Below are 18,067 nucleotides of genomic sequence, written 5' to 3'. Positions count from 1 at the left end.
CGGGATAGGCGGCCGTTGCCGGCCGTGGGAGTCCTGAAGCGGATGGGCGCAAATGTACCCAAATCCGCTAACCGCACCAAACGCTTCCGGCCCGGAATGGGCGATTCCGGCACGGACGCGGCGCCAAAGTCCTCAGGTTCGCGGTCGCGCGAAACGGCGTACGAAGTCTTCCCCGCACACCGCCTGCCCGTAGAGGTGCCCCTGGAACTCGTCGCATCCCTCATTGCGCAGGAATACGGCCTGGTCCTCTGTCTCCACCCCTTCGGCGATCACGCGCAGCCCCAGCGTGCGCGCGACGCCCAGCACGGTGCGCACGATGGTGTCGTTGCCCTGGTTGCTGCCGATGCCGCTCACGAAGCTGCGGTCGATGTTGAGCTTCGAGATCGGCAGTGTCTTGAGGTTGCCGAGCGGCGAGAACCCCGTGCCGAAACCGTCGATCGACAAGCGGATTCCCATCCGGTCGAGGGCCTCGAGGGCGGGGACGACATAGGCGACGTCCGACAGCACCGACTCGCGGAACTCGAACTCCAGCGAGCGCGGCGAAATGCCCGTCTCGGCGACGAGTGCTGCGACGCTGTCGACGAAGTCGATGCGTTCGAGCTGGCGTGCCGAAATGTTCAGCGACAGCGCCGGCGGGGCGATTCCTGCCGCCTGCCACGAGACGAACTGCGTGAAGGCCTTGCGCATCACCCATTCGCCGAGCGGATGGATGAGGCCGTTATCCTCGGCGATCGGCACGAAGCGGTCCGGGTCGACCACGCCGATTTGCGGATCGGTCCACCGTACCAGCGCCTCGACGCCCACCACCGCGTTGCCCGAGACGTCGAACTGCGGCTGGAAGTGAAGTTCCAGCGCGCCGTCGGCGATGGCGCTGCGCAACTGGCGTTCGATCGCCGCGCGTTCGGTGGCGAAGGCCGTCATTTCTGCGGAGTAGAAGCGGAAGCCGTGACGGTCGCGGCTGCGCGCCTGCAGCATCGCCGCATCGGCCGCGGTTGCGAGGTCGTCCAAGGTGTAGCCGTCCATCGGATACAGGCTGATGCCGATGTTCGCGGTGGCGTAAACGTCGAGGCCGTCCACTGACAGCGGTTTCTCGAGCGCCTTGAGCAACTGGTCGGCGGTCACGCTCGCATCGCGCGGGCCGTTGATGCCTTCGATCAACACCAGGAATTCGTTCTCGCCGTAGCGCGCGAACGTGTCTGTTTCACGCAGGTGCGTCGCCAGCCGCTCCGACGCGGCGACGAGGAACGGGTCGTGCGGCACCTTGCCCTGCGGTGCCACCTCGACCATCAGTACCGCCAGCTGATGCGCGTCACGCAGGCTGCGCCGCGCGGCCTGCTCGAAGCGGTCGCGCAGCAGCATGCGGTTCGGCAGGCGGGTAAGCGGGTCGTGGTAAGCAAGGTCGCGCAGCTTTACCTGCTCCGCCATGATGTGGGAGATGTCGGTGAATACGCCGACGTAGTGGAGGACCTCGCCCGCCTCATTCCGCACGGTACTGATCGACAGCCACTCCGGGTAGATCTCGCCGCCTTTGCGGCGGTTCCAGATCTCGCCCTGCCAGCGTCCTTCGTCGCGCAGGGCGAGCCACATGCGCGCGTAGAACTCCCGCCCGTGGCGCCCGGAGCGCAGGAGCGCCGGGGTCTTGCCGACGACGTCGCCGGCGGGGTACCCGGTCAGCGCGGTGAATGCGGCATTGACCGCCAGGATGCGCCCCTGGGGATCGGTGATCGCGATGCCTTCCGCCGCGTTCTGGAAGACGATGTGGGCAAGTTGCCCGGAGTCCTGAATGGCCGTCATGATCCGCCTCTCGTGCACATCCGGACATTATGCCGAAGGCGACGGAGAGTGGAGTTGCTTAACGTCATATGCCTGCATCGCAGGGGGCGTCGACGTTGCAGAAAGCAAAAAGGCCAGCTGCGGGAGCTGGCCTTTTCAGTATCTGGTGGGGGCACTAGGACTCGAACCTAGGACCAATTGATTAAGAGTCTTTGGGTCGAGATTCGTGCAGTGATTACGCAATCTTATCTATCCTATACACAGCAACGTTGTTGGGCCATACTGACCTTAACGGGCTAGCACCGAATTTCCCCAAATTTGCTAGTCCGTGCTAGCCCGGTGATAGCCCGAGCGATGAAAGGTGCGTATATGGACAGCCTGAAATTCACGAAGACGGTTCTGCAAGGGTTGGAGTTGCCCGAAGCAGGTAAGCGCAAGACGCTGTACGACACCGAAGTGAAGAAGCTGGCAGTGCGGGTTACCGCTACCGGCGCTCGCACTTTCTACGTCGTGAAGCGGGCAGGCGGCTCAATGGCCTGGGTGAAGCTGGGCGCTTTCCCTGACATGACGGTGGAGCAGGCGCGGAATGCGGCGCTCGACGTGCTGGCGGAGTTTGCGAGCGGCGCGAACCCTGCCGAGGCGCGACGCGCCTACCGGGGCGAGCCGACGCTACTGGAAGTCTTCGACGACTACCTGAAGCACAAGCGGAAGAAGGACGGCACCCCGCTGGCGGAGAGCACGAAGAAGGGCTATCGCCTGATCGCACAAGGTCCGCTGTCGAAGATCATGCCCCTGAAGCTATCTGCGGTTGGACATGAGCGCATTGCGAACCTACATCGCAAGGTCGGCGCGGAAACTCCCTTCATGGCGAATAGGGCGCGGGCGCTGGTCTCTTCCCTGTACGCCTATGCGCTCGATCGGCGGATGTACTCGGGCGAGAACCCGGCGGCAGGTGTGCGAGGTTATGCCGAACCGTCCCGCGACCGCTTTGCCGGTGCTGACGAGCTCCCAAGGCTGTTCGAGGCGATTGCCGAGAGTTCGCAACGTGACTTTTTCCTGCTGGCGCTGCTGACAGGTGCACGCCGTGCGAACCTCTGCGCGATGCGCTGGGCCGATGTGGATGTGGAGCGCGCTATCTGGCGCATTGCCATGACAAAGAACGGCACGCCGCAGAATGTCGCGCTCAGTCCCGAGGCAGTTGCGGTTCTGCAAGCACGCAAGGAAGCCGCCAGCGGCTCGCCTTTCGTGTTCCCGGGAGATGGAAGGACCGGGCACTTGGTGGAGCCGAAAAAGGCATGGCAAGGCATCTTGAAGCGTGCAGGGCTGGCAAATCTCCGCATCCATGACTTGCGGCGGACTCTGGGGAGCTGGCAGGCGATGACCGGGGCGAGCATGGCAATCATCGGCAAGAGCCTGAACCACAAGAGCCAGCAAGCGACCGCGATCTATGCCCGGCTGGAACTGGACCCGGTGCGCCAGAGCATCAACACGGCAACATCGGCCATGCTGGAGGCCGCAGGGCTGAAACACGGTGCGGACGTACTGCCGCTGCCGACGAAGAAGAACACCGCTGCTTGACCTGAAAGAACCTGAGTTTTGCCGCGCCTACTCCGACGGGAGGAAAACCGGGTTCCCTTGCCCGGCTGGCGCGGCACCCTTTCAAGGGCTAGCGCAAAGGGGCGCGGGATGGACACCTTCACCATATTCTTCGGCAGATTGCTCGAAACGTTCAAGATCAACGCCCATCAAGCGCAAGGAGTGCTTACGTGCGACGAATATGATGCACGTGCACTAGTGAAAGAGCTCTACGATTATCGTAATGCGACAGTAAAGGGCTATGATCATCCGATTCGCCGCGCGTGGGACCCTATCAATCGGGTACTCGATTTTTCCGAACTGCGACCACTTGAAGTTGGCGAATATTATGCAATTATTATTTTCCTAGGAGGCATCTACGCCGAAGCTGCCCTCCGATCGCATCGGCGCAAACAGTTTGAAAAGGCTGCGGATTACGCTGAGTGGTTTTATTCCCTGATGGACGACCTGCGCAGCGGGCTTGTAGTTTACGAGTCCGACAACTACACAAGAGGTCTTGTCATCAAGGTCGAGGCAACGAGACGGGGACAAACTGGTGGCGAGAAGCGGCACGCAGCCATGCGCGAACTTGAACAGTGGGCTGTAGCGAAGTTTCGTGCCCGCACTTGGTCGTCACCAAATGCAGCGGCGCATGAACTCAGAGATGAAGTGGTCGCGCACGGAAAGACTATCGGGGCGAACCTTTCCCCATTCAACGCACAACGAACTATTTACGACTGGCTGCGCAACGCCTCGAAAGATAATGCGGGCTAGCGGCTAGACCGATACGTCAAGCCGCTATGCCGCTACGGCTCGCGGCCTGATGGCATATTCAGCGCCGCACCCGTTCCCTAGATTTGCCCACAGCGCCGCACCCAAGCGGCATTCGACGAGGGCAAATCATGACAATCCACAATCTGCAAGACCTGATCGCGGCAGGCGCTGAACTGCTCGACGACCACGCAGCGGCGGCGCTGCTCGACGTTGCTCCGGGCACCCTGTCCGTGTGGCGCTCAACCGGGCGTTACAACCTGCCGTTCCTGAAGATCGGGCGCAAAGTCCGATACCGCCGTGCGGATCTGCTCGCATGGCTGGACAAGCGCACCCGCGACACTGGCGCAACGGCTTAAGGGTGCGCGCCACGACGGACAACAAGAAAACGGCCCGCGACCGTGGCGACGGTGCGAGCCGCAAGGCTTTGCTGCAACAGATTTCCGATGATTATCCTGGCAACGGAACCGAGTCGCAACGCCAGCGCATTCTAGCGGCTTTGCTGTCGGGGCCGCTTTCGACCCTGGAGGCACGGCGCTTTCTCGACGTGATGCATCCCGCGCAACGTGTGCTGGAGCTGCGCGACTCGGGCGCAGACATCGCAACGCACTGGACGCGCGAACCGACAGAGGCAGGCACGCTTCATCGGGTGGCGCGCTACATCCTCAGGGCGTTCGCACCGCGGCGCATGAACGGGTGCATCCGGCCCGAACTGCTCGCGCTGCTGGTGCTGCTCGCAGTCGCGGGCCTGCTGCTGGCCGGGGTGCTGCGATGATGACGAGCGACACCATCGAAGCCTTCCGCGACGCCATGCGCGGGGCGGGCATCATTCCGCCAGCGGTGATCCATGCCGACGGGCAACTGCATCGCTTCCACATGGAGGGCGACAAGCGCGGGCGCAAGAACGGATATTACATCCTGCACCAGGACGGGCGCGCGGCGGGCGCATTCGGGCACTGGAAGATGAGCCTACGTTCGACATGGGCCGCGACGAGCTCACGCCTGAGTTATGCGGAGCGCGAAGCCTTTGCCGAACTGGTGAGAGCGGCGCGCGCCAAGGCTGACGCGGAACGGCGGGCCGAACACGAGGCGCGGGCGAACGATGCGCGGGCGGAATGGGTGCGCGCACATCCTGCCAATCCAGCGCACCCGTATCTAGTCGCCAAGGCGGTGAAACCGCACAACCTGCGACAGATCAGACACGCGCTGATCGTGCCCTTATATGACGCATACGGGCTCTTGTGGAACGTGCAGCGCATCCAGGCGAATGGCAGCAAGCGGTTCCGCACCGGAAGGGCTGGCGGCCTGTTTTCGCCCATTGGCGAGCTGGCGAACGTGGCGCGGCTCCTGATCTGCGAGGGCTGGGCGACGGGCGCAACCCTGCACGAGGAGTCCGGGCATCCGGTCCTATGCGCGATGAACGCGGGCAACCTGCCGCCGGTGGCGATGGCTGCGCGCACCGCATGGCCGGGAGCAGAACTGGTGATCTGCGCAGACAACGACCGCCACACACCGGGCAATCCAGGGGTGACGAAGGCAACCGAGGCAGCGAAGGCGACGGGCGCACGGCTGATTGTGCCCGAGTTCCCCGAAGGTGCAGACGGTTCCGACTACAACGACCTGGCGGCGCTTCGCAGGAAGGGGGCGGCGCAATGATGGGAAATGTGCTGGACCTGAACCAGTTGATCGACCGGGCAACCGTTCCGGCTGACGAATGGCCGGAACCGCAACCATTGGCCGCGACGATCGAGCGCGAGCCCTACCCGTTCGACGTGCTGCCGAAAACGATCCGCGCGGCAGTCGAAGAGGTCGCGGGATTCGTGCAGGCCCCCTTGCCTTTGGTGGCATCGTCCGCACTGGCGGCGCTGTCGCTGGCGCTGCAGGCGCATATCGACGTGAAGCGCAGTGAAAAGCTGCAAGGGCCTGTCGGGCTCTTCCTGCTGACCATTGCCGACAGCGGCGAGCGTAAATCGACCTGTGACGGCTTTTTTGGCGCAGCGATACGCGAGTATGAGGCGCAGCAGGCCGAAGCCGCCAAAGGGCCGCTGAAGGACTACGCGGCGGCGCTGGCGGCATGGGAAACGAAGCGGGCGGGTATCAAGGACAACATGCGGCAGTTGGCGAAGGCGAAGAAATCGACCGCCGACGACGAAATGCGCTTGCGTGACCTTGAGCACGAGAAACCCGAGCCGCCACGTGTCCCGAGGCTGATCTATGGCGACGTGACACCCGAGGCGCTGGGCTATCAGGTGGCGAGGATCTGGCCGTCGGCGGGCATCGTATCGAGCGAGGCGGGGGCGGTACTCGGGGCGCACGGCATGGGCAAGGATTCGGCCATGCGGAACATGGCGCTGCTGAATCAGCTATGGGACGGCGCAACCGTATCGAGCGAGCGTCGCACCGTCGAATCATGGACCGCACGCGGCGCACGGCTGACGATCGCGTTACAGGTGCAGGAGGCGACCCTGCGCGAGTTCTTCGCCAAGTCGGGCACCCTCGCGCGCGGGACGGGCTTTCTGGCGCGGTTCCTGATCGCGTGGCCGGAATCGACCCAAGGCTTTCGACTGTTCAGAGAAGCGCCTGCGACATGGCCTCACCTTGCGGCATTCAATCGGCGCATCGCTTCGATTCTGGCGCAACCCTCACCGCTACAGGAATGGGGCGGGCTGGAACCGCCTGTATTGGCACTGGCACCGGACGCCAAGGCGGCATGGGTCGAGTTTCACAACGCGATCGAGCGCGAACTCGCACGCGGCGGCGAACTCCACGAGGTGCGCGACGTGGCCTCGAAAATTGCCGACAACGCTGCACGGCTGGCGGCGCTCTTCCATGTCTTCGAGCAGGGCGCGGGTGGCGCGATCGGGCTGGATTCGCTGGATTCGGCAACGTGCATCGTAGCGTGGCACCTGTCGGAGTCGCGGCGCTTTTTTGGCGAACTCGCGCTGCCCGCCGAAATGGCGAGCGCGGCACGGCTCGATGCGTGGCTGATCGAACATTGCAGGCGCAACCATACGGCCATGATCCCGACCAGGGAGGCGCAGCGCTTGGGGCCCGTGCGTGAGAAGGCGGCGATGAGCGAGGCGCTAGCGGCGCTCGAAGAGCTCGATCGTGCGCGGCTGGTACTGGAAGGCAAGCGCAAGCTGATTGCGATCAATCCGGCGCTGGCGATCCCGCGATGACGCTATCCGGCCTGATCCACAAGAGCCGGCGCAGCGCTGTTGCGACAGCGACACTTGCGACAGTTGCGACACATCACGAGCAAGAGGCGCGGACTGTCGCAGGAGTCGCAACTGTCGCTGTCGCAGAGGCTTCCAAGGAAACGACCGCGAGGGCATGGCTGCTGCACTTTGCCGACCGCGACCCGCTTACGGTCCTATTCGCACCACCAGCGACACACGGCGAGGCATTGGCGGCGCATCCCGAGGCTATCGCGGCGCAACCTCACGCGCCGATCGAGAGTATCAAGCCGATTGCGACGCGGTGCTGCCGATTCTGTCGGCACCTGAAAAAACCTGGGATGGCGGAAGGGTACTGCGGAGAGCCCGCCCACCTTCCGCCAGCCTACGGCGAACACCATCCCCTGCACCGCCTACCTCATGACGACGGCGCGGGGTGCAAACACTTCGAGGCAAGGACATGACGAAAAAGCGATCGACAGCACTCGATGCGGAGGCGGAGAAGCGAAAGCTGGCGGACGTGGCAACGCGGGCCGATGCGATGGGGGCGCTTGCCGGGTTTAGGTTCACCGACGTTCTGGGAGACGTCGACCCGTCGAGCCTTATCGCCGTGATGGGCGAGAAAATCGACGCGACTGCGGACGGAGATATGCGCGAGCCCGAACGAATGCTGATGGGACAGGCCGTTGCGCTGCAGGCCATGTTCACCGGCTTGGCGAACCGGGCCGCACTTAACATGGGCAAGCACTTGTCAGCGACCGAAGCGTATTTGAAGCTGGCACTGAGGGCGCAAAGCCAGTGCCGGGCAACGCTCGAAACCCTGGCGACGATGAAGAACCCGCCGCTGGTAATCGCCAAGCAGGCGAACGTGACGACCGGACCGCAGCAGATCAACAACGGCATGACTGCACCGCCCCGCGCGGGAGAAATCGAAAGTGAGCCGAACAAACTATTGAACGACTCACCTGTTCTCGCGGAAGCGGTCCTCCCGAAGTGAGGCAACTGACAAGGTTAGAAGGTCGCTGATCCGGCCTTCTTCGGCGCGCCTAAGGTCTTTTCCCCATATTCCAAAGCCCTTGTGCTGCCTGTCAGACTGAAGCGAATCGCGCTGAATGCGCCGGACTCCATCGGTACAGCTATTCCTATGACTCCAGTACCGTTAATGGCGGTGCGTACCTTGTCGAAAGGGGTCAGCAATAACTCATGCCTGCCACCGTTTAGGCTACAGACGCCTTCGATTGATGCCGCGCCTGTTGAGCCGTTGAGTAGGAGCGGGTACGAATTTTCGTTCACGCACCGCGAACCCGTCACCAGAACGTGCAGGCATTGACTTGTTGCGGCAAAACAGCGGACACCGAGGTATTTGCTGTTTCCGTCGGCGAACGTTCCTGCGATGGTGTCCCCGCTCCCGTCAGTCGCAGGAACTACTACCCAGTCGCCGAACCGCCCTGTGTCTGCACTAACTGCTCCAGCGCAAAACCCCAAGGCTGCAACTGAGACAAGCATTGAAAAGAGCTGCTTATGCATGTTTCGCTCCCTATCTTGGCAAAGCCATATGGACCGCGTGCGACCTACTGCGGGTTATGATGAACTCAAGCGGCATATATAGGTCTGATCTGCGTCAATGCCGGAAGAGGCGACGAGGATGGCGAGTAGTTGGACTTCGGAACGGCGGGCGCGACAAGCGGTAATGATCCGTCAATGGAGACCGTGGGAACACTCGACGGGGCCGCGAACAGCGGACGGCAAGGCGACTGTATCGCTCAACGCCTATAAGGGCGGTCAGCGTGAGATGCTACGGGAGGTGGCACGGGCGCTGCGCGAGCAAGACCTACAGCGGCGCGAGATCGAGTAGCAGCCGGGGGCGGGCCAAAAGTCTCGAAGGCGCGGACGTGGAAACCGCGCGGTATCGCACGCGCAGAAAATTTTCCCGTCTACGACGGAATCAAACGAGGAAGGTTGGAAGCCGATCACCGCTAGTTTCCAAAGTGGTTACCACGGAAAGCGGGGGAGTCTTCTGAGGGAGCAGGTACGCACTCGGGTACGCGCCAAACCGAGGGGCTTGTTTTCCTCTTCGTGCTAGCCCGGTGATAGCCCGAGCCAAAAGACAAAGGGCTTGCATCGCTGCAAGCCCTTGTTTTATTTGGTGGGGGCACTAGGACTCGAACCTAGGACCAATTGATTAAGAGTCAACTGCTCTACCAACTGAGCTATACCCCCGGGTGCTGCTGATCTTCTGCCGGAAACGCCACCGGTGAGGTGGTAGGCCGTGCGGGATTCGAACCTGCGACCAACGGATTAAAAGTCCGCTGCTCTACCAGCTGAGCTAACGACCCCCGTGCAGAAGGACCCGAATATTATGCAACGGTTCGAGGTCCGTCAAGCAATTGTGACAGAAACTGCGTCATCCGGCACCGAAGAGGCGGCGGAAACCGGCGCCGAGGGAGGCCATGAAGCCGCCGCTCTTGGCTGCTGCGGCCGTTTCGGCATGCGGTGCGGCCTGCTGGACGTCTGCAATCAGGGCCTCCATGGCGCCCGCCGACGTGGCCTCGACGGTGTGGCGGAAGGTCAGGGCCGGGTCGCTCGTCAGCGCATTGTGCTTGCGCAGCGCGGACTGCAGCACGAGCTTCAGGTAGCCGGTGCGGATGGGCTTGGGGACGAAGCGGTAGATCTGGCCCTGGTTGATCAGCGTCGTGATGGTGTCGGCGTCGCTCTCGGCGGTGAGCATGACGGTGACGATCTCGGGGTGCCGGCTCTTCATGAGTCGCACGAGCCGTGTCGCGTCGATGGTGCCGACGCGGGTTTCAGAGACGATCACCGATACCTGCTCGCTGTTGAGGATGCCCACTGCGTCGGCGAGGTTGCGCGTGTAGGACACTTTCGCGTTGTTGCCGACGAGGTCGGAGACGGCGCGTCCCATCTCGGGGTCGTCGTCGATGACGAGGATGCGTTCGCCGTTCGCGATGATCGGTGCGTCCTCGGAAATCTCCGGCGCGGCAGCTTCGACGGGCTGGGTCTTGGCGATCGTGATGGCCTGCGCGACGACCTTGGGAAGTTCGGCGATGTTCCACGGCTTGTTGATGAAGCGGAACACCTCGCTTTCATTCACCGAACGCACGATCGCCTGCATGTCCGAGTAGCCGGTGAGCAGGATGCGCATCGTGCGCGGGGAGAGCTTCCTCACTTCGCGCAGGACCTCGACGCCGGTCATCGTCGGCATGCGCTGGTCGCTGATGACGACGTCGAAGTCGTGCTGCTTGACGAGTTCGAGCGCTTCGGCGCCGCTGGTTGCGGTGAACACCTCGAACTGCTTCTGCAACAGCCATTGCAGGGAGCGGACGATGCCCGGTTCGTCGTCGACGCAGAGGACCTTGCCGGCCAATCGTGTCATGTGTCTTTCTCCTGCCTGTGTCAGGCGGCCTTGGCCAGCGGGGGCTGCTGGCGTACCGGCAGTGTGACCGTGAAGGTCGTTCCGACGCCGATGCGCGTGCTGACGGTGATGTCGCCACCGTGTTCGGTGACGATGTTACGCGCTATCGCGAGGCCGAGGCCGGTGCCTTCGCCGGCGGGTTTGGTCGTGTAATAGAGGTCGAAGATGTGCGGCAGCACGTCGTCGGGGATGCCGCGGCCGTTGTCCTGCACTTCGACGCGGACCTGGTCGCCCTCGGCCACGCTGCGGATGCGGATGCGGCCGGGGCCGTCGATCGCCTGCGCGGCGTTGTTGATGAGGTTGAGGAACACCTGGTTGAGTTGCGACGGGTTGCACTCGACGTCGGGCAGGTCGCCGTAGTCCTCGACGAGCTCGATGTTCTTGGGAATCACCGTCTGCGCGATGTAGGCGACCGTATGCAGTGACTTGTTGAGATCCGCGTTGGTGGTCGCGGCACGGTCGAGGCGGGTGAAGTCGCGCAGGTTTACGACGAGCTCCGACATCTGGTCGATGCCGCCGAGGACGTCCTTGAGCATCTCCTGCAGCATGGTGACGTCGACATTGCCTTCCTGCAGCTTGTCGAGGTTCGCCTTGAGCTGCGACACCTTGATCGTGACCTTGTCGCCCTCGACGTCCTCGAGGATGGTCGAGAGCTTGCCGGCGACCTTCATCGGCAGTTCCATGCTCTGCAGCGCGTCCTTGACCATCAGGATGTTGTTCTGCGAGAAGGCGAGCGGGGTGTTGAGCTGGTGCGCGACCCCGGCGACCATCTGGCCGAGCGAGGCCATCTTCTCGGACTGCGCGAGCTGCTGGTGTGCGTGGGCGCGGTCGGCTTCCTGCTGCTGGATGATCTTGTCGGCGCGGCGCACGATCGCCAGCAGGGCGGCGAAGAGCAGCACGAGCAGCAGGCCGATCGTCGCGAACTGGCGGTAGGAGGTCGCGTCGACGGCGGCCTGGTTCTCAATTGCGGCAGCTTCGAGCTTCTGCTGGTTGCTGGCCGCGGTCGCACGGATCTGTTCCGAGGTCTGCTGGATTTGCTTCAGGAAGGGCGTCACGTCCGAATACACCTCGAACACGCCGACGATGCGCGAGGTGCCGGGGTCGAGGACGGGGAGGTAGCTGCTGATCAGGTCGCGGTTCTCGACGACGCCCTCGAAGGCGCTGAACTTGCCACGGTGGGTGAGTTCGCTCTTGGGCACGCCGTCGAAGGCCGCGCTGCGCCAGCCCTCGTTGGTGCTCTTGTCTTCGCCCATCTGTGCGTGTTCGGACGAGTAGACGGTGATCCCGCGCAGGTCGAACACCTTGATCTTGAACACGGTGCTCTTCTTCATCGATGCGAACACCTTCGCGTCGATCGACTTGAAGTCGGGCAGGGCCGCGATGCGCTTGCCGATCTCGGCGAAGCAGGCCTTCTTCTCGGGCGGCGCCGCTTTCTTGCCCTTGTCGTCGGTGACGTCGGCCATGGCCTGGCAGGCCTTGGCGTCGATGGTTTGCGCCTGGGCGACGAAGGGAGCAAAGTCCTTTTCCCACAGGGCGTTCGCGAACAGGCGGGTGAGGTTGACGTTGCCCGCCTCGTGAATCGTCAGCAGGTCACGGCGCGCGGATCCTTCCTGCTGCTTGGCGAAGGATTGCTGCACTTCGCCGAAGAAGGTCCTCTGATCGTCACCGGTCTGGCGGAAGAAATCGCCCTGCTGGCGTTCGAAGTAGATGAGGCTTAGCGCGACCAAGGCGAACATGCCAAGGCTGGCGAGCGTGAAATACCGGACTAGACGGAACTGCATCGGAAAGGCCTCCCGCGAGGACGCAAGGTCACATCTGAAGATGTTACGAAATCTTTCAGCAAACAGGCCTGACCTATGTCAAAGGGCTTCGACTGAGAGTCTATTACGAATTGCGTGTCCCGACGGGCCTGGCGGATCGGCCGCCCGTCATCGCGGAGTGGTGCGGGCGGCGCGTGCTCTGCCCTTAAGCGTACGGCGTGGGGTCCGGGATCGCGGCCGCCTCGAAGCCGGCACGGCGCAGGCGGCAGGCGTCGCACACGCCGCACGCATGTCCCGCGTCGTCGGCCTGGTAGCAGGAAACGGTCTGGCCGTAATCGACGCCGAGGGCGCTGCCGCGGCGGATGATGTCGGCCTTCGACAGGGCGATCAGCGGTGCGTGGATGCTGAGGCGCGTTCCCTCGACACCGGCCTTGGTGGCGAGGTTCGCCATCGTCTCGAAGGCTGCGATGAATTCGGGGCGGCAGTCCGGGTAGCCGGAATAGTCGACCGCATTCACGCCGACGAAGATGTGGTTCGCGCCGAGGACCTCGGCCCAGGCCAGCGCAATCGACAGCATCACGGTGTTGCGCGCCGGGACGTAGGTCACGGGGATGCCGGCGGTGCTGCCTTCGACGGGAACGGGGATCTTGTCGTCGGTCAGGGCGGAGCCGCCGAACTGGCCCAGCTGCACGCTCGCGACGCGGTGCTCGCGCGCGCCGAGCGCGGCGGCGATGCGCCGCGCGGCGTCGAGCTCCGCTGCATGGCGCTGGCCATAGGCGACCGACAGTGCGTAGGTCTCGAAGTCCATGTCGCGCGCGATCGCGAGGCAGGTGGCGGAATCCAGTCCGCCGGACAGAAGGATGACGGCGCGCTCGGGATGGTTGGTCATGGCAGGGGGCTCCGGGGGGAGGCGAAAACAGCAGGGCGCGGCACGCGGGCGCTCAGCGTCCCCGGGCGTCGTTCCACAGGATCTTGTGCAGTTGCAGCTGGAAGCGTACCGGCAGGCGGTCGCGCACGATCCACTCGGCGAGCGGCGTGGGGTCAAGGCTGCCCTGCACCGGCGACAGCAGGACGGTGCAGCGCCCGGCGAGGCCGTGCAGTGCGATCTGGGCCTTCGCCCAAGCGTAATCGGCCTCGTCGGCGAGGACGATCTTGATCTCGTCGTGTGCGGTGAGGTGGGCGAGGTTTTCCCAGCGGTTGCGCGAGACCTCGCCCGAGCCGGGAGCCTTGAGGTCCATGATGCGCGACACGCGCGGATCGACCGCAGCGATGTCGAGCGCGCCGCTGGTCTCCAGCGATACCGAGAAGCCGGCGTCGCACAGGGCCGCGAGCAGCGCGAGGCAGGATTTCTGCGCCAGCGGCTCGCCGCCGGTGACGCACACGTTCCGGATGCCGTGGCTGGCGACCGCGTCGCACACCTCGGCGATGCTGCGGCTTTCGCCGCCCTGGAAGGCGTATTCGGTGTCGCACCAGCTGCAGCGCAGGGGGCAGCCGGTCAGGCGCACGAATACCGTAGGCAGGCCGACACGCGTCGACTCGCCCTGGATCGACGCGAATATCTCGGTGATCCGCAGCCTGGGGCCGGCGGTTGCGGAAACGCTCATGCGGACTTCAGGACTTGCGTGCGAGGCGCTGCTTGGCCGCCTTGCCTGCGGAACTGTCGGGGAAGCGCTCGACGAGCTTCTTCAGCGTTTCCTGCGACGACTTGGTGTCGCCCAGCGCTTGCTGGCAGTTGGCGATGCCGAGCATGGCGTCGGGCGCGACGGGGTCGTTCGGCCAGTTCTGCAGCACGCTCTTGAAGTAGTTGTTGGCGACAGCGACTTCCTTTGCCTGCAGGGCGGCATTGCCGGCCCAGAAATGCGCACCGGGCTGCACGCCGCTGCGCGGGTAGCGCCTGATGAACTGGTCGAAGGCGGCCTGGGCTTCCTTGTACTTGCCTTCCTTGAGCAGGTTCAGCGCGGCTTCGTAGTCGCGCGACTCGGCTGCCGGATCGGGTGCAGGGGCTTCGGGTGCGGCCGCAACGGGAGCGGTTTCGAGCTTGCGCACGCGGTTGTCGAGATCGACGTAGAAATCGCGCTGGCGTTGCTTGAGCGATTCGATTTCGTGCAGGAGGACTTCGAGTTGTCCCTGGAGCTTCGATACTTCGGTGCGAAGCAGCTCGTTCTGGTTCGCCAGTTCGAGCTGCCCGCGGCTGCTGGCCTCCAGCCGTTCGATGCGGGGGGTGATGTCCGTGCGCAAGTTGGTGATTGCGCGCCGTGCCTCGTCGTCGTCGAACAGCGCCGCCTGGGACGGCGCGACGTGCGACAAAGCGGCAACGACCGCGAGCGGCAGGAGGCGCTTCATCAGAATTCGCCCGAGTAGAGCATGTCACCGCGGCGGTTCTGCGCGAAGCAGGCTTCCGTCGCTTCGGTGCAGCGCGGCTTTTCCTCGCCGAGGCTGACGGATTCGATCTGCGATTCCTTGGCGCCGAGCAGGGTCAGTGCCTTGCGCACGGCGTCGGCACGCTTCTGGCCGAGGGCGAGGTTGTATTCGCGGCTGCCGCGCTCGTCGGCGTTGCCCTGGATCAGCATCTTCATCGTCGGGTTCTGCACGAGGAACTTGGCGTGCGCTTCGACCAGCGGACGGAACTCGTCGTTGATGACATAGCTGTCGAAGTCGAACATCACGCTGCGCTTGGACAGGATGTTCTTCGGGTCGGTCAGCGCGGCGATGCCGGAGCCCGCTGCGCTCGGGGCGGTCACGGTGGCGACGCCGGCGCCGGCGCCGGCGCCCTGGCTGCGTTCATCGACAGCGGCGCCGCCGGCGGGCTGGTCGAAGGTGCCGGTGCTGCTGCAAGCGGCGAGAAGGGTGGAAAGGAGGACGGGGACGAGCACTTTTTTCATGGGGGTTTCCTGATCTAGTCGAACAGTGTTGTTGCGTGCGGGAGGGAGTTACCGGCTCTGCGGGCCCCAGGAGGGCTCGCGAACATCGGCGGCCTGCACCGACAGGCGCTGCTTCACCCGGCCGTCGGACGAAACTGCTGCAAGCACTCCGCGGCCGCCGCTGTCGGTGGCGTAGAGGATCATGCGGCCGTTGGGCGCGAAGCTGGGCGACTCGTCACGCGCCGAGTCGGTGAGGATCGTGGTCTGGCGGGTGGCGAGGTCCATGATGGCCACCTGGAAGCGCCCGTTGTTGCGCGTGATGAAGGCGAGGCTCGTGCCGTCGGCCGAAGGGCGCGGGGTCACGTTGTAGCTGCCTTCGAAGCTGACGCGCTGGGCGCTGCCGCCGCTCGAGGATGTGCGGTAAATCTGCGGACTGCCGCCGCGGTCGGAAGTGAAGTAGATCCACTCGCCGTCGGGCGACCATGCGGGTTCGGTGTCGATGCCGGGGGAAGTGGCGAGGCGGCGCACGCCGGAGCCGTCGGCATTGAGGACGTAGAGCTGCGACTGGCCGTCCTTCGTGAGCACGACGGCGAGGCGCTGGCCGTCGGGCGCCCAGGCCGGGGCGGAGTTGGAGCCCTTGAAGTTGGCGACCACCTGGCGCTGGCCGGTGGCAAGGGTGTGCACGTAGACGACGGGCTTCTTCGCCTCGAAGGATACATAGGCGAGACGCTGGCCGTCCGGCGCCCACGCGGGCGAGATGATCGGTTCGCGCGAGGCCAGCGCGGCCGCGGCGTTCATGCCGTCAGCGTCGGCGATCTGCAGTTCGTAGCGTGGCGTAGCGGTCGGGCCGCTCTTGACCACGTAGGCGATGCGGGTCGAGAAGTAGCCGGGCTGGCCGGTGAGCTTCTCGTAAACGAAATCGGCGATTTTGTGGCCGATCGCGCGGTTCTGCGCCGGGGCCATGCGCATCGACAGTCCGCCCAGTTCGGTCTGCTTCTGCGTGTCGAAGAGGCGGAAGCGCACTTCGTAGCGGCCGTCGCCCTGCTGGAAGACGCTGCCGGTGAGCACGGCATCCGCGCCGCGGCCGCGGATCGAGGCCATGTCGGGAACGGCCGTGACCGGGAAGGCGGCGAGACCCATGTCGACGAGGCTGAAGAGTCCGCTGCGCTCGAGGTCGGCGCGCACGACGTCGGTGACGCCGCGCGGCAGGCTGCCTTCGTTTTCGAATACGGGGATCGCTACGGGGAAGCGGCTCGCGCCGGCGCCCGTGATCTCGATCGAGAGCTGCGCGTGCGCGACGGCGCTGACGACGGTCAGCGCGACAGCGATGAGCAGGCGGTATGCGGAGAGGAGTTTTCTCATGGCTGGGGCTTGCCTAAAGGCGAATTATAACGAATGGAGTCGAACGCGATGCTTAAAGATCGAAACTGATTCGAATTGGTTCCCTTATTCATCGAGCGGCCGGAAGCGCAGTTCGAGGGTACGCTCGAACAGCTCCGGCTCCTTGGGGAGCGGCAACGGGCTCGAACGCCGGATCGCGCGCTCGATCGCATCGTCGAGCGCCGCGACGCCCGAGGAGCGCTTGAGGCGGATCGCGAGCACTTCGCCGCTGGGGAGCTGATCGACCTCGAACACCGCCTCGGGGTTGCCGCTCAGGCCGGGCGGGCGCAGCAGGTTGCCGCGCACCTTGGTGCTGATCGCATTCCGGTAGGCGTCGACGGCGCCCTTTGTGCGCGCGGCCGACGAACGCGCCGCGTCCTCGCGCATCGTGCGTTCGAGGTCGGCGCGGGCGCGGGTTTGTGCCGTTTCCTGGGCGAGCTTCTGCGCCAGGTAATCGTCCTTGGGCGGCGTCACCTGCTTGGGCTCGGGTTTCTTCGGTTCCGGCTTCGGCTCGGGCTTTTTCGGCTCGGGTTTGGGTTCCGGTTTGGGTTCCGGTTTGGGTTCCGGCTTCGGTTCCGGCTTGGGCGGCTTCTTGACCTCGGGCGCCTTGGTCGCGATGTCCGGCTTCGGTGCCGGTTTTGGCTCGGGCTTCGGTTCCGGCTTGGGCTGGGGTTTGGGCGGCTCCGGTTTCGGTTCCGGTTTCGGTTCGGGCTTCGGCTCCGGCTTGGGGTCGGGCGCCGGCGGCGGCAGCACCGCTTGGGCCGCGGGCGGGGCGACGAGTTCGACCTCGAGCGCCGCGGGCGGACTGCTCTGCCAGCGGATGCCGAAGATCAGGAAGGCGACGAGGCCGAGGTGAACGACGACCGTCAGCGCCAGCGAGGCCCACTTGCCGGGCTCGTCGCGCCGCAGGTCAAGGTGCGTGTCTTTCATCGGGTGCTGCTGGTGCTCGTCTGGAGGCCGACCTTCTGGAAGCCGGCCTTGCGGATGCTGTCCAGCGTGTCCATCACTCGTTCATACGACACCTGCTTGTCCGCGGCGACCAGGATCGGTTGCTGCGGGTTGCGCTGCAGCGCGTTGTGCAGTTCGCGCAGCAGTTCGGTGTTGCTCATCTTCTGCTCGGTCGAGTTGCTCGTGACCTTGAAGGTCAGCGAGCCGTCCTTCTTCACGGACACCACCATCGCTTCGGCCGGCGGTTGCGGCACTCCGCCCACGGTGGGGAGATCGACGCTGCCGGTCTGGATCATCGGCGCGGTGACCATGAAGATCACGAGCAGCACCAGCATCACGTCGATGTAGGGCACGACGTTGATCTGGTTCATCAGGCGGCGCTGGCGCATCGGT

18 protein-coding genes and 2 tRNA genes are annotated in these 18,067 nt (G+C 64.4%); 7 read left to right on the top strand and 13 right to left on the bottom strand.

Annotated features, from left to right (window positions below; all coding sequences use genetic code 11):
* Positions 1-132: 132 nt before the first annotated feature.
* Positions 133-1,794 carry a putative bifunctional diguanylate cyclase/phosphodiesterase gene (locus GPA27_RS13195; protein WP_169141086.1) on the bottom strand — a complete coding sequence of 554 codons (1,662 nt, stop codon included), beginning with the start codon at positions 1,792-1,794 and terminating at the stop codon, positions 133-135.
* A 348-nt stretch (positions 1,795-2,142) separates the two neighbouring features.
* Here GPA27_RS13195 and GPA27_RS13190 point away from each other — a divergent pair, with 348 nt between their 5' ends.
* The 7 genes from GPA27_RS13190 to GPA27_RS13160 all read left to right on the top strand — a co-directional run bounded on the left by GPA27_RS13190 (position 2,143) and on the right by GPA27_RS13160 (position 8,292).
* Entirely contained in the window at positions 2,143-3,351 is a 1,209-nt protein-coding gene (locus GPA27_RS13190) for a tyrosine-type recombinase/integrase (protein ID WP_169141085.1), read from the top strand.
* 108 nt (positions 3,352-3,459) lie between these two features.
* On the top strand, positions 3,460-4,122 hold the full coding sequence (locus GPA27_RS13185) for a hypothetical protein (protein ID WP_169141084.1): 663 nt from the start codon (positions 3,460-3,462) through the stop codon (positions 4,120-4,122).
* A 128-nt stretch (positions 4,123-4,250) separates the two neighbouring features.
* Positions 4,251-4,478: a helix-turn-helix domain-containing protein gene (locus GPA27_RS13180; protein ID WP_169141083.1), complete on the top strand. Its 228-nt coding sequence runs from the start codon at positions 4,251-4,253 to the stop codon at positions 4,476-4,478.
* Positions 4,479-4,480: 2 nt separating this feature from the next.
* Positions 4,481-4,894, top strand: a complete 414-nt coding sequence (locus GPA27_RS13175; protein ID WP_211164981.1) for a helix-turn-helix domain-containing protein — start codon at positions 4,481-4,483, stop codon at positions 4,892-4,894.
* On the top strand, positions 4,891-5,775 hold the full coding sequence (locus tag GPA27_RS13170; RefSeq protein WP_169141081.1) for a toprim domain-containing protein: 885 nt from the start codon (positions 4,891-4,893) through the stop codon (positions 5,773-5,775). The genes GPA27_RS13175 and GPA27_RS13170 overlap by 4 nt, the downstream gene beginning before the upstream one ends.
* Before the next feature lie 8 nt (positions 5,776-5,783).
* Positions 5,784-7,298, top strand: a complete 1,515-nt coding sequence (locus GPA27_RS13165; protein WP_169141080.1) for a YfjI family protein — start codon at positions 5,784-5,786, stop codon at positions 7,296-7,298.
* A gap of 457 nt (positions 7,299-7,755) precedes the next feature.
* Positions 7,756-8,292, top strand: coding sequence for a hypothetical protein (locus tag GPA27_RS13160; RefSeq protein ID WP_169141079.1), 537 nt, complete (start codon positions 7,756-7,758; stop codon positions 8,290-8,292).
* A gap of 14 nt (positions 8,293-8,306) precedes the next feature.
* On the opposite strand, the gene GPA27_RS13155 is transcribed toward GPA27_RS13160, so the two are convergent.
* The 12 genes from GPA27_RS13155 to tolR form a co-directional block, all read right to left on the bottom strand.
* Positions 8,307-8,822, bottom strand: a complete 516-nt coding sequence (locus GPA27_RS13155) for a hypothetical protein (protein ID WP_169141078.1) — start codon at positions 8,820-8,822, stop codon at positions 8,307-8,309.
* 617 nt (positions 8,823-9,439) lie between these two features.
* Positions 9,440-9,515, bottom strand: a tRNA-Lys gene (locus tag GPA27_RS13150).
* A 40-nt stretch (positions 9,516-9,555) separates the two neighbouring features.
* Positions 9,556-9,631, bottom strand: a tRNA-Lys gene (locus GPA27_RS13145).
* A 68-nt stretch (positions 9,632-9,699) separates the two neighbouring features.
* Positions 9,700-10,686 carry a response regulator gene (locus GPA27_RS13140; protein WP_169141077.1) on the bottom strand — a complete coding sequence of 329 codons (987 nt, stop codon included), beginning with the start codon at positions 10,684-10,686 and terminating at the stop codon, positions 9,700-9,702.
* A 20-nt stretch (positions 10,687-10,706) separates the two neighbouring features.
* Entirely contained in the window at positions 10,707-12,506 is a 1,800-nt protein-coding gene (locus tag GPA27_RS13135) for a sensor histidine kinase (RefSeq protein WP_169141076.1), read from the bottom strand.
* Positions 12,507-12,690: 184 nt separating this feature from the next.
* Positions 12,691-13,374: a 7-cyano-7-deazaguanine synthase QueC gene (queC, locus tag GPA27_RS13130; protein ID WP_169141075.1), complete on the bottom strand. Its 684-nt coding sequence runs from the start codon at positions 13,372-13,374 to the stop codon at positions 12,691-12,693.
* 52 nt (positions 13,375-13,426) lie between these two features.
* Positions 13,427-14,089 (bottom strand): 7-carboxy-7-deazaguanine synthase QueE, encoded by a 663-nt coding sequence (gene queE, locus GPA27_RS13125; RefSeq protein ID WP_169141074.1) that lies wholly within the window; start codon positions 14,087-14,089, stop codon positions 13,427-13,429.
* A gap of 7 nt (positions 14,090-14,096) precedes the next feature.
* On the bottom strand, positions 14,097-14,828 hold the full coding sequence (ybgF, locus tag GPA27_RS13120; RefSeq protein ID WP_169141073.1) for a tol-pal system protein YbgF: 732 nt from the start codon (positions 14,826-14,828) through the stop codon (positions 14,097-14,099).
* Complete coding sequence (pal, locus tag GPA27_RS13115) at positions 14,828-15,367, bottom strand: peptidoglycan-associated lipoprotein Pal (protein ID WP_169141072.1); 540 nt, start codon at positions 15,365-15,367, stop codon at positions 14,828-14,830. The genes ybgF and pal overlap by 1 nt, the downstream gene beginning before the upstream one ends.
* Positions 15,368-15,415: 48 nt before the next feature.
* Complete coding sequence (gene tolB, locus GPA27_RS13110; RefSeq protein ID WP_169141071.1) at positions 15,416-16,708, bottom strand: Tol-Pal system beta propeller repeat protein TolB; 1,293 nt, start codon at positions 16,706-16,708, stop codon at positions 15,416-15,418.
* Between the two features lie 84 nt (positions 16,709-16,792).
* Positions 16,793-17,656 carry an energy transducer TonB gene (locus tag GPA27_RS13105; protein ID WP_169141070.1) on the bottom strand — a complete coding sequence of 288 codons (864 nt, stop codon included), beginning with the start codon at positions 17,654-17,656 and terminating at the stop codon, positions 16,793-16,795.
* Positions 17,653-18,063 (bottom strand): protein TolR, encoded by a 411-nt coding sequence (gene tolR / locus GPA27_RS13100; RefSeq protein WP_050417714.1) that lies wholly within the window; start codon positions 18,061-18,063, stop codon positions 17,653-17,655. Before tolR ends, GPA27_RS13105 begins: the two co-directional genes overlap by 4 nt.
* Positions 18,064-18,067: the final 4 nt, after the last annotated feature.

The sequence above is a fragment of the Aromatoleum toluolicum genome (assembly GCF_012911005.2).
GTDB lineage: Bacteria > Pseudomonadota > Gammaproteobacteria > Burkholderiales > Rhodocyclaceae > Aromatoleum > Aromatoleum toluolicum.
This window is presented reverse-complemented; position numbering and strand designations above follow the sequence as displayed.

Excerpts from the sequence above, each read along its gene's own strand:
- GPA27_RS13160 (WP_169141079.1), top strand. The coding sequence starts at position 7,756 with ATGACGAAAAAGCGATCGACAGCACTCGATGCGGAGGCGGAGAAGCGA.
- GPA27_RS13140 (WP_169141077.1), bottom strand. The coding sequence starts at position 10,686 with ATGACACGATTGGCCGGCAAGGTCCTCTGCGTCGACGACGAACCGGGC.
- GPA27_RS13170 (WP_169141081.1), top strand. The coding sequence starts at position 4,891 with ATGATGACGAGCGACACCATCGAAGCCTTCCGCGACGCCATGCGCGGG.
- GPA27_RS13180 (WP_169141083.1), top strand. The coding sequence starts at position 4,251 with ATGACAATCCACAATCTGCAAGACCTGATCGCGGCAGGCGCTGAACTG.
- tolR (WP_050417714.1), bottom strand. The coding sequence starts at position 18,063 with ATGCGCCAGCGCCGCCTGATGAACCAGATCAACGTCGTGCCCTACATC.
- GPA27_RS13190 (WP_169141085.1), top strand. The coding sequence starts at position 2,143 with ATGGACAGCCTGAAATTCACGAAGACGGTTCTGCAAGGGTTGGAGTTG.
- GPA27_RS13195 (WP_169141086.1), bottom strand. The coding sequence starts at position 1,794 with ATGACGGCCATTCAGGACTCCGGGCAACTTGCCCACATCGTCTTCCAG.
- ybgF (WP_169141073.1), bottom strand. The coding sequence starts at position 14,828 with ATGAAGCGCCTCCTGCCGCTCGCGGTCGTTGCCGCTTTGTCGCACGTC.
- queE (WP_169141074.1), bottom strand. The coding sequence starts at position 14,089 with ATGAGCGTTTCCGCAACCGCCGGCCCCAGGCTGCGGATCACCGAGATA.
- GPA27_RS13185 (WP_169141084.1), top strand. The coding sequence starts at position 3,460 with ATGGACACCTTCACCATATTCTTCGGCAGATTGCTCGAAACGTTCAAG.
- GPA27_RS13105 (WP_169141070.1), bottom strand. The coding sequence starts at position 17,656 with ATGAAAGACACGCACCTTGACCTGCGGCGCGACGAGCCCGGCAAGTGG.
- pal (WP_169141072.1), bottom strand. The coding sequence starts at position 15,367 with ATGAAAAAAGTGCTCGTCCCCGTCCTCCTTTCCACCCTTCTCGCCGCT.
- GPA27_RS13155 (WP_169141078.1), bottom strand. The coding sequence starts at position 8,822 with ATGCATAAGCAGCTCTTTTCAATGCTTGTCTCAGTTGCAGCCTTGGGG.
- GPA27_RS13135 (WP_169141076.1), bottom strand. The coding sequence starts at position 12,506 with ATGCAGTTCCGTCTAGTCCGGTATTTCACGCTCGCCAGCCTTGGCATG.
- tolB (WP_169141071.1), bottom strand. The coding sequence starts at position 16,708 with ATGAGAAAACTCCTCTCCGCATACCGCCTGCTCATCGCTGTCGCGCTG.
- queC (WP_169141075.1), bottom strand. The coding sequence starts at position 13,374 with ATGACCAACCATCCCGAGCGCGCCGTCATCCTTCTGTCCGGCGGACTG.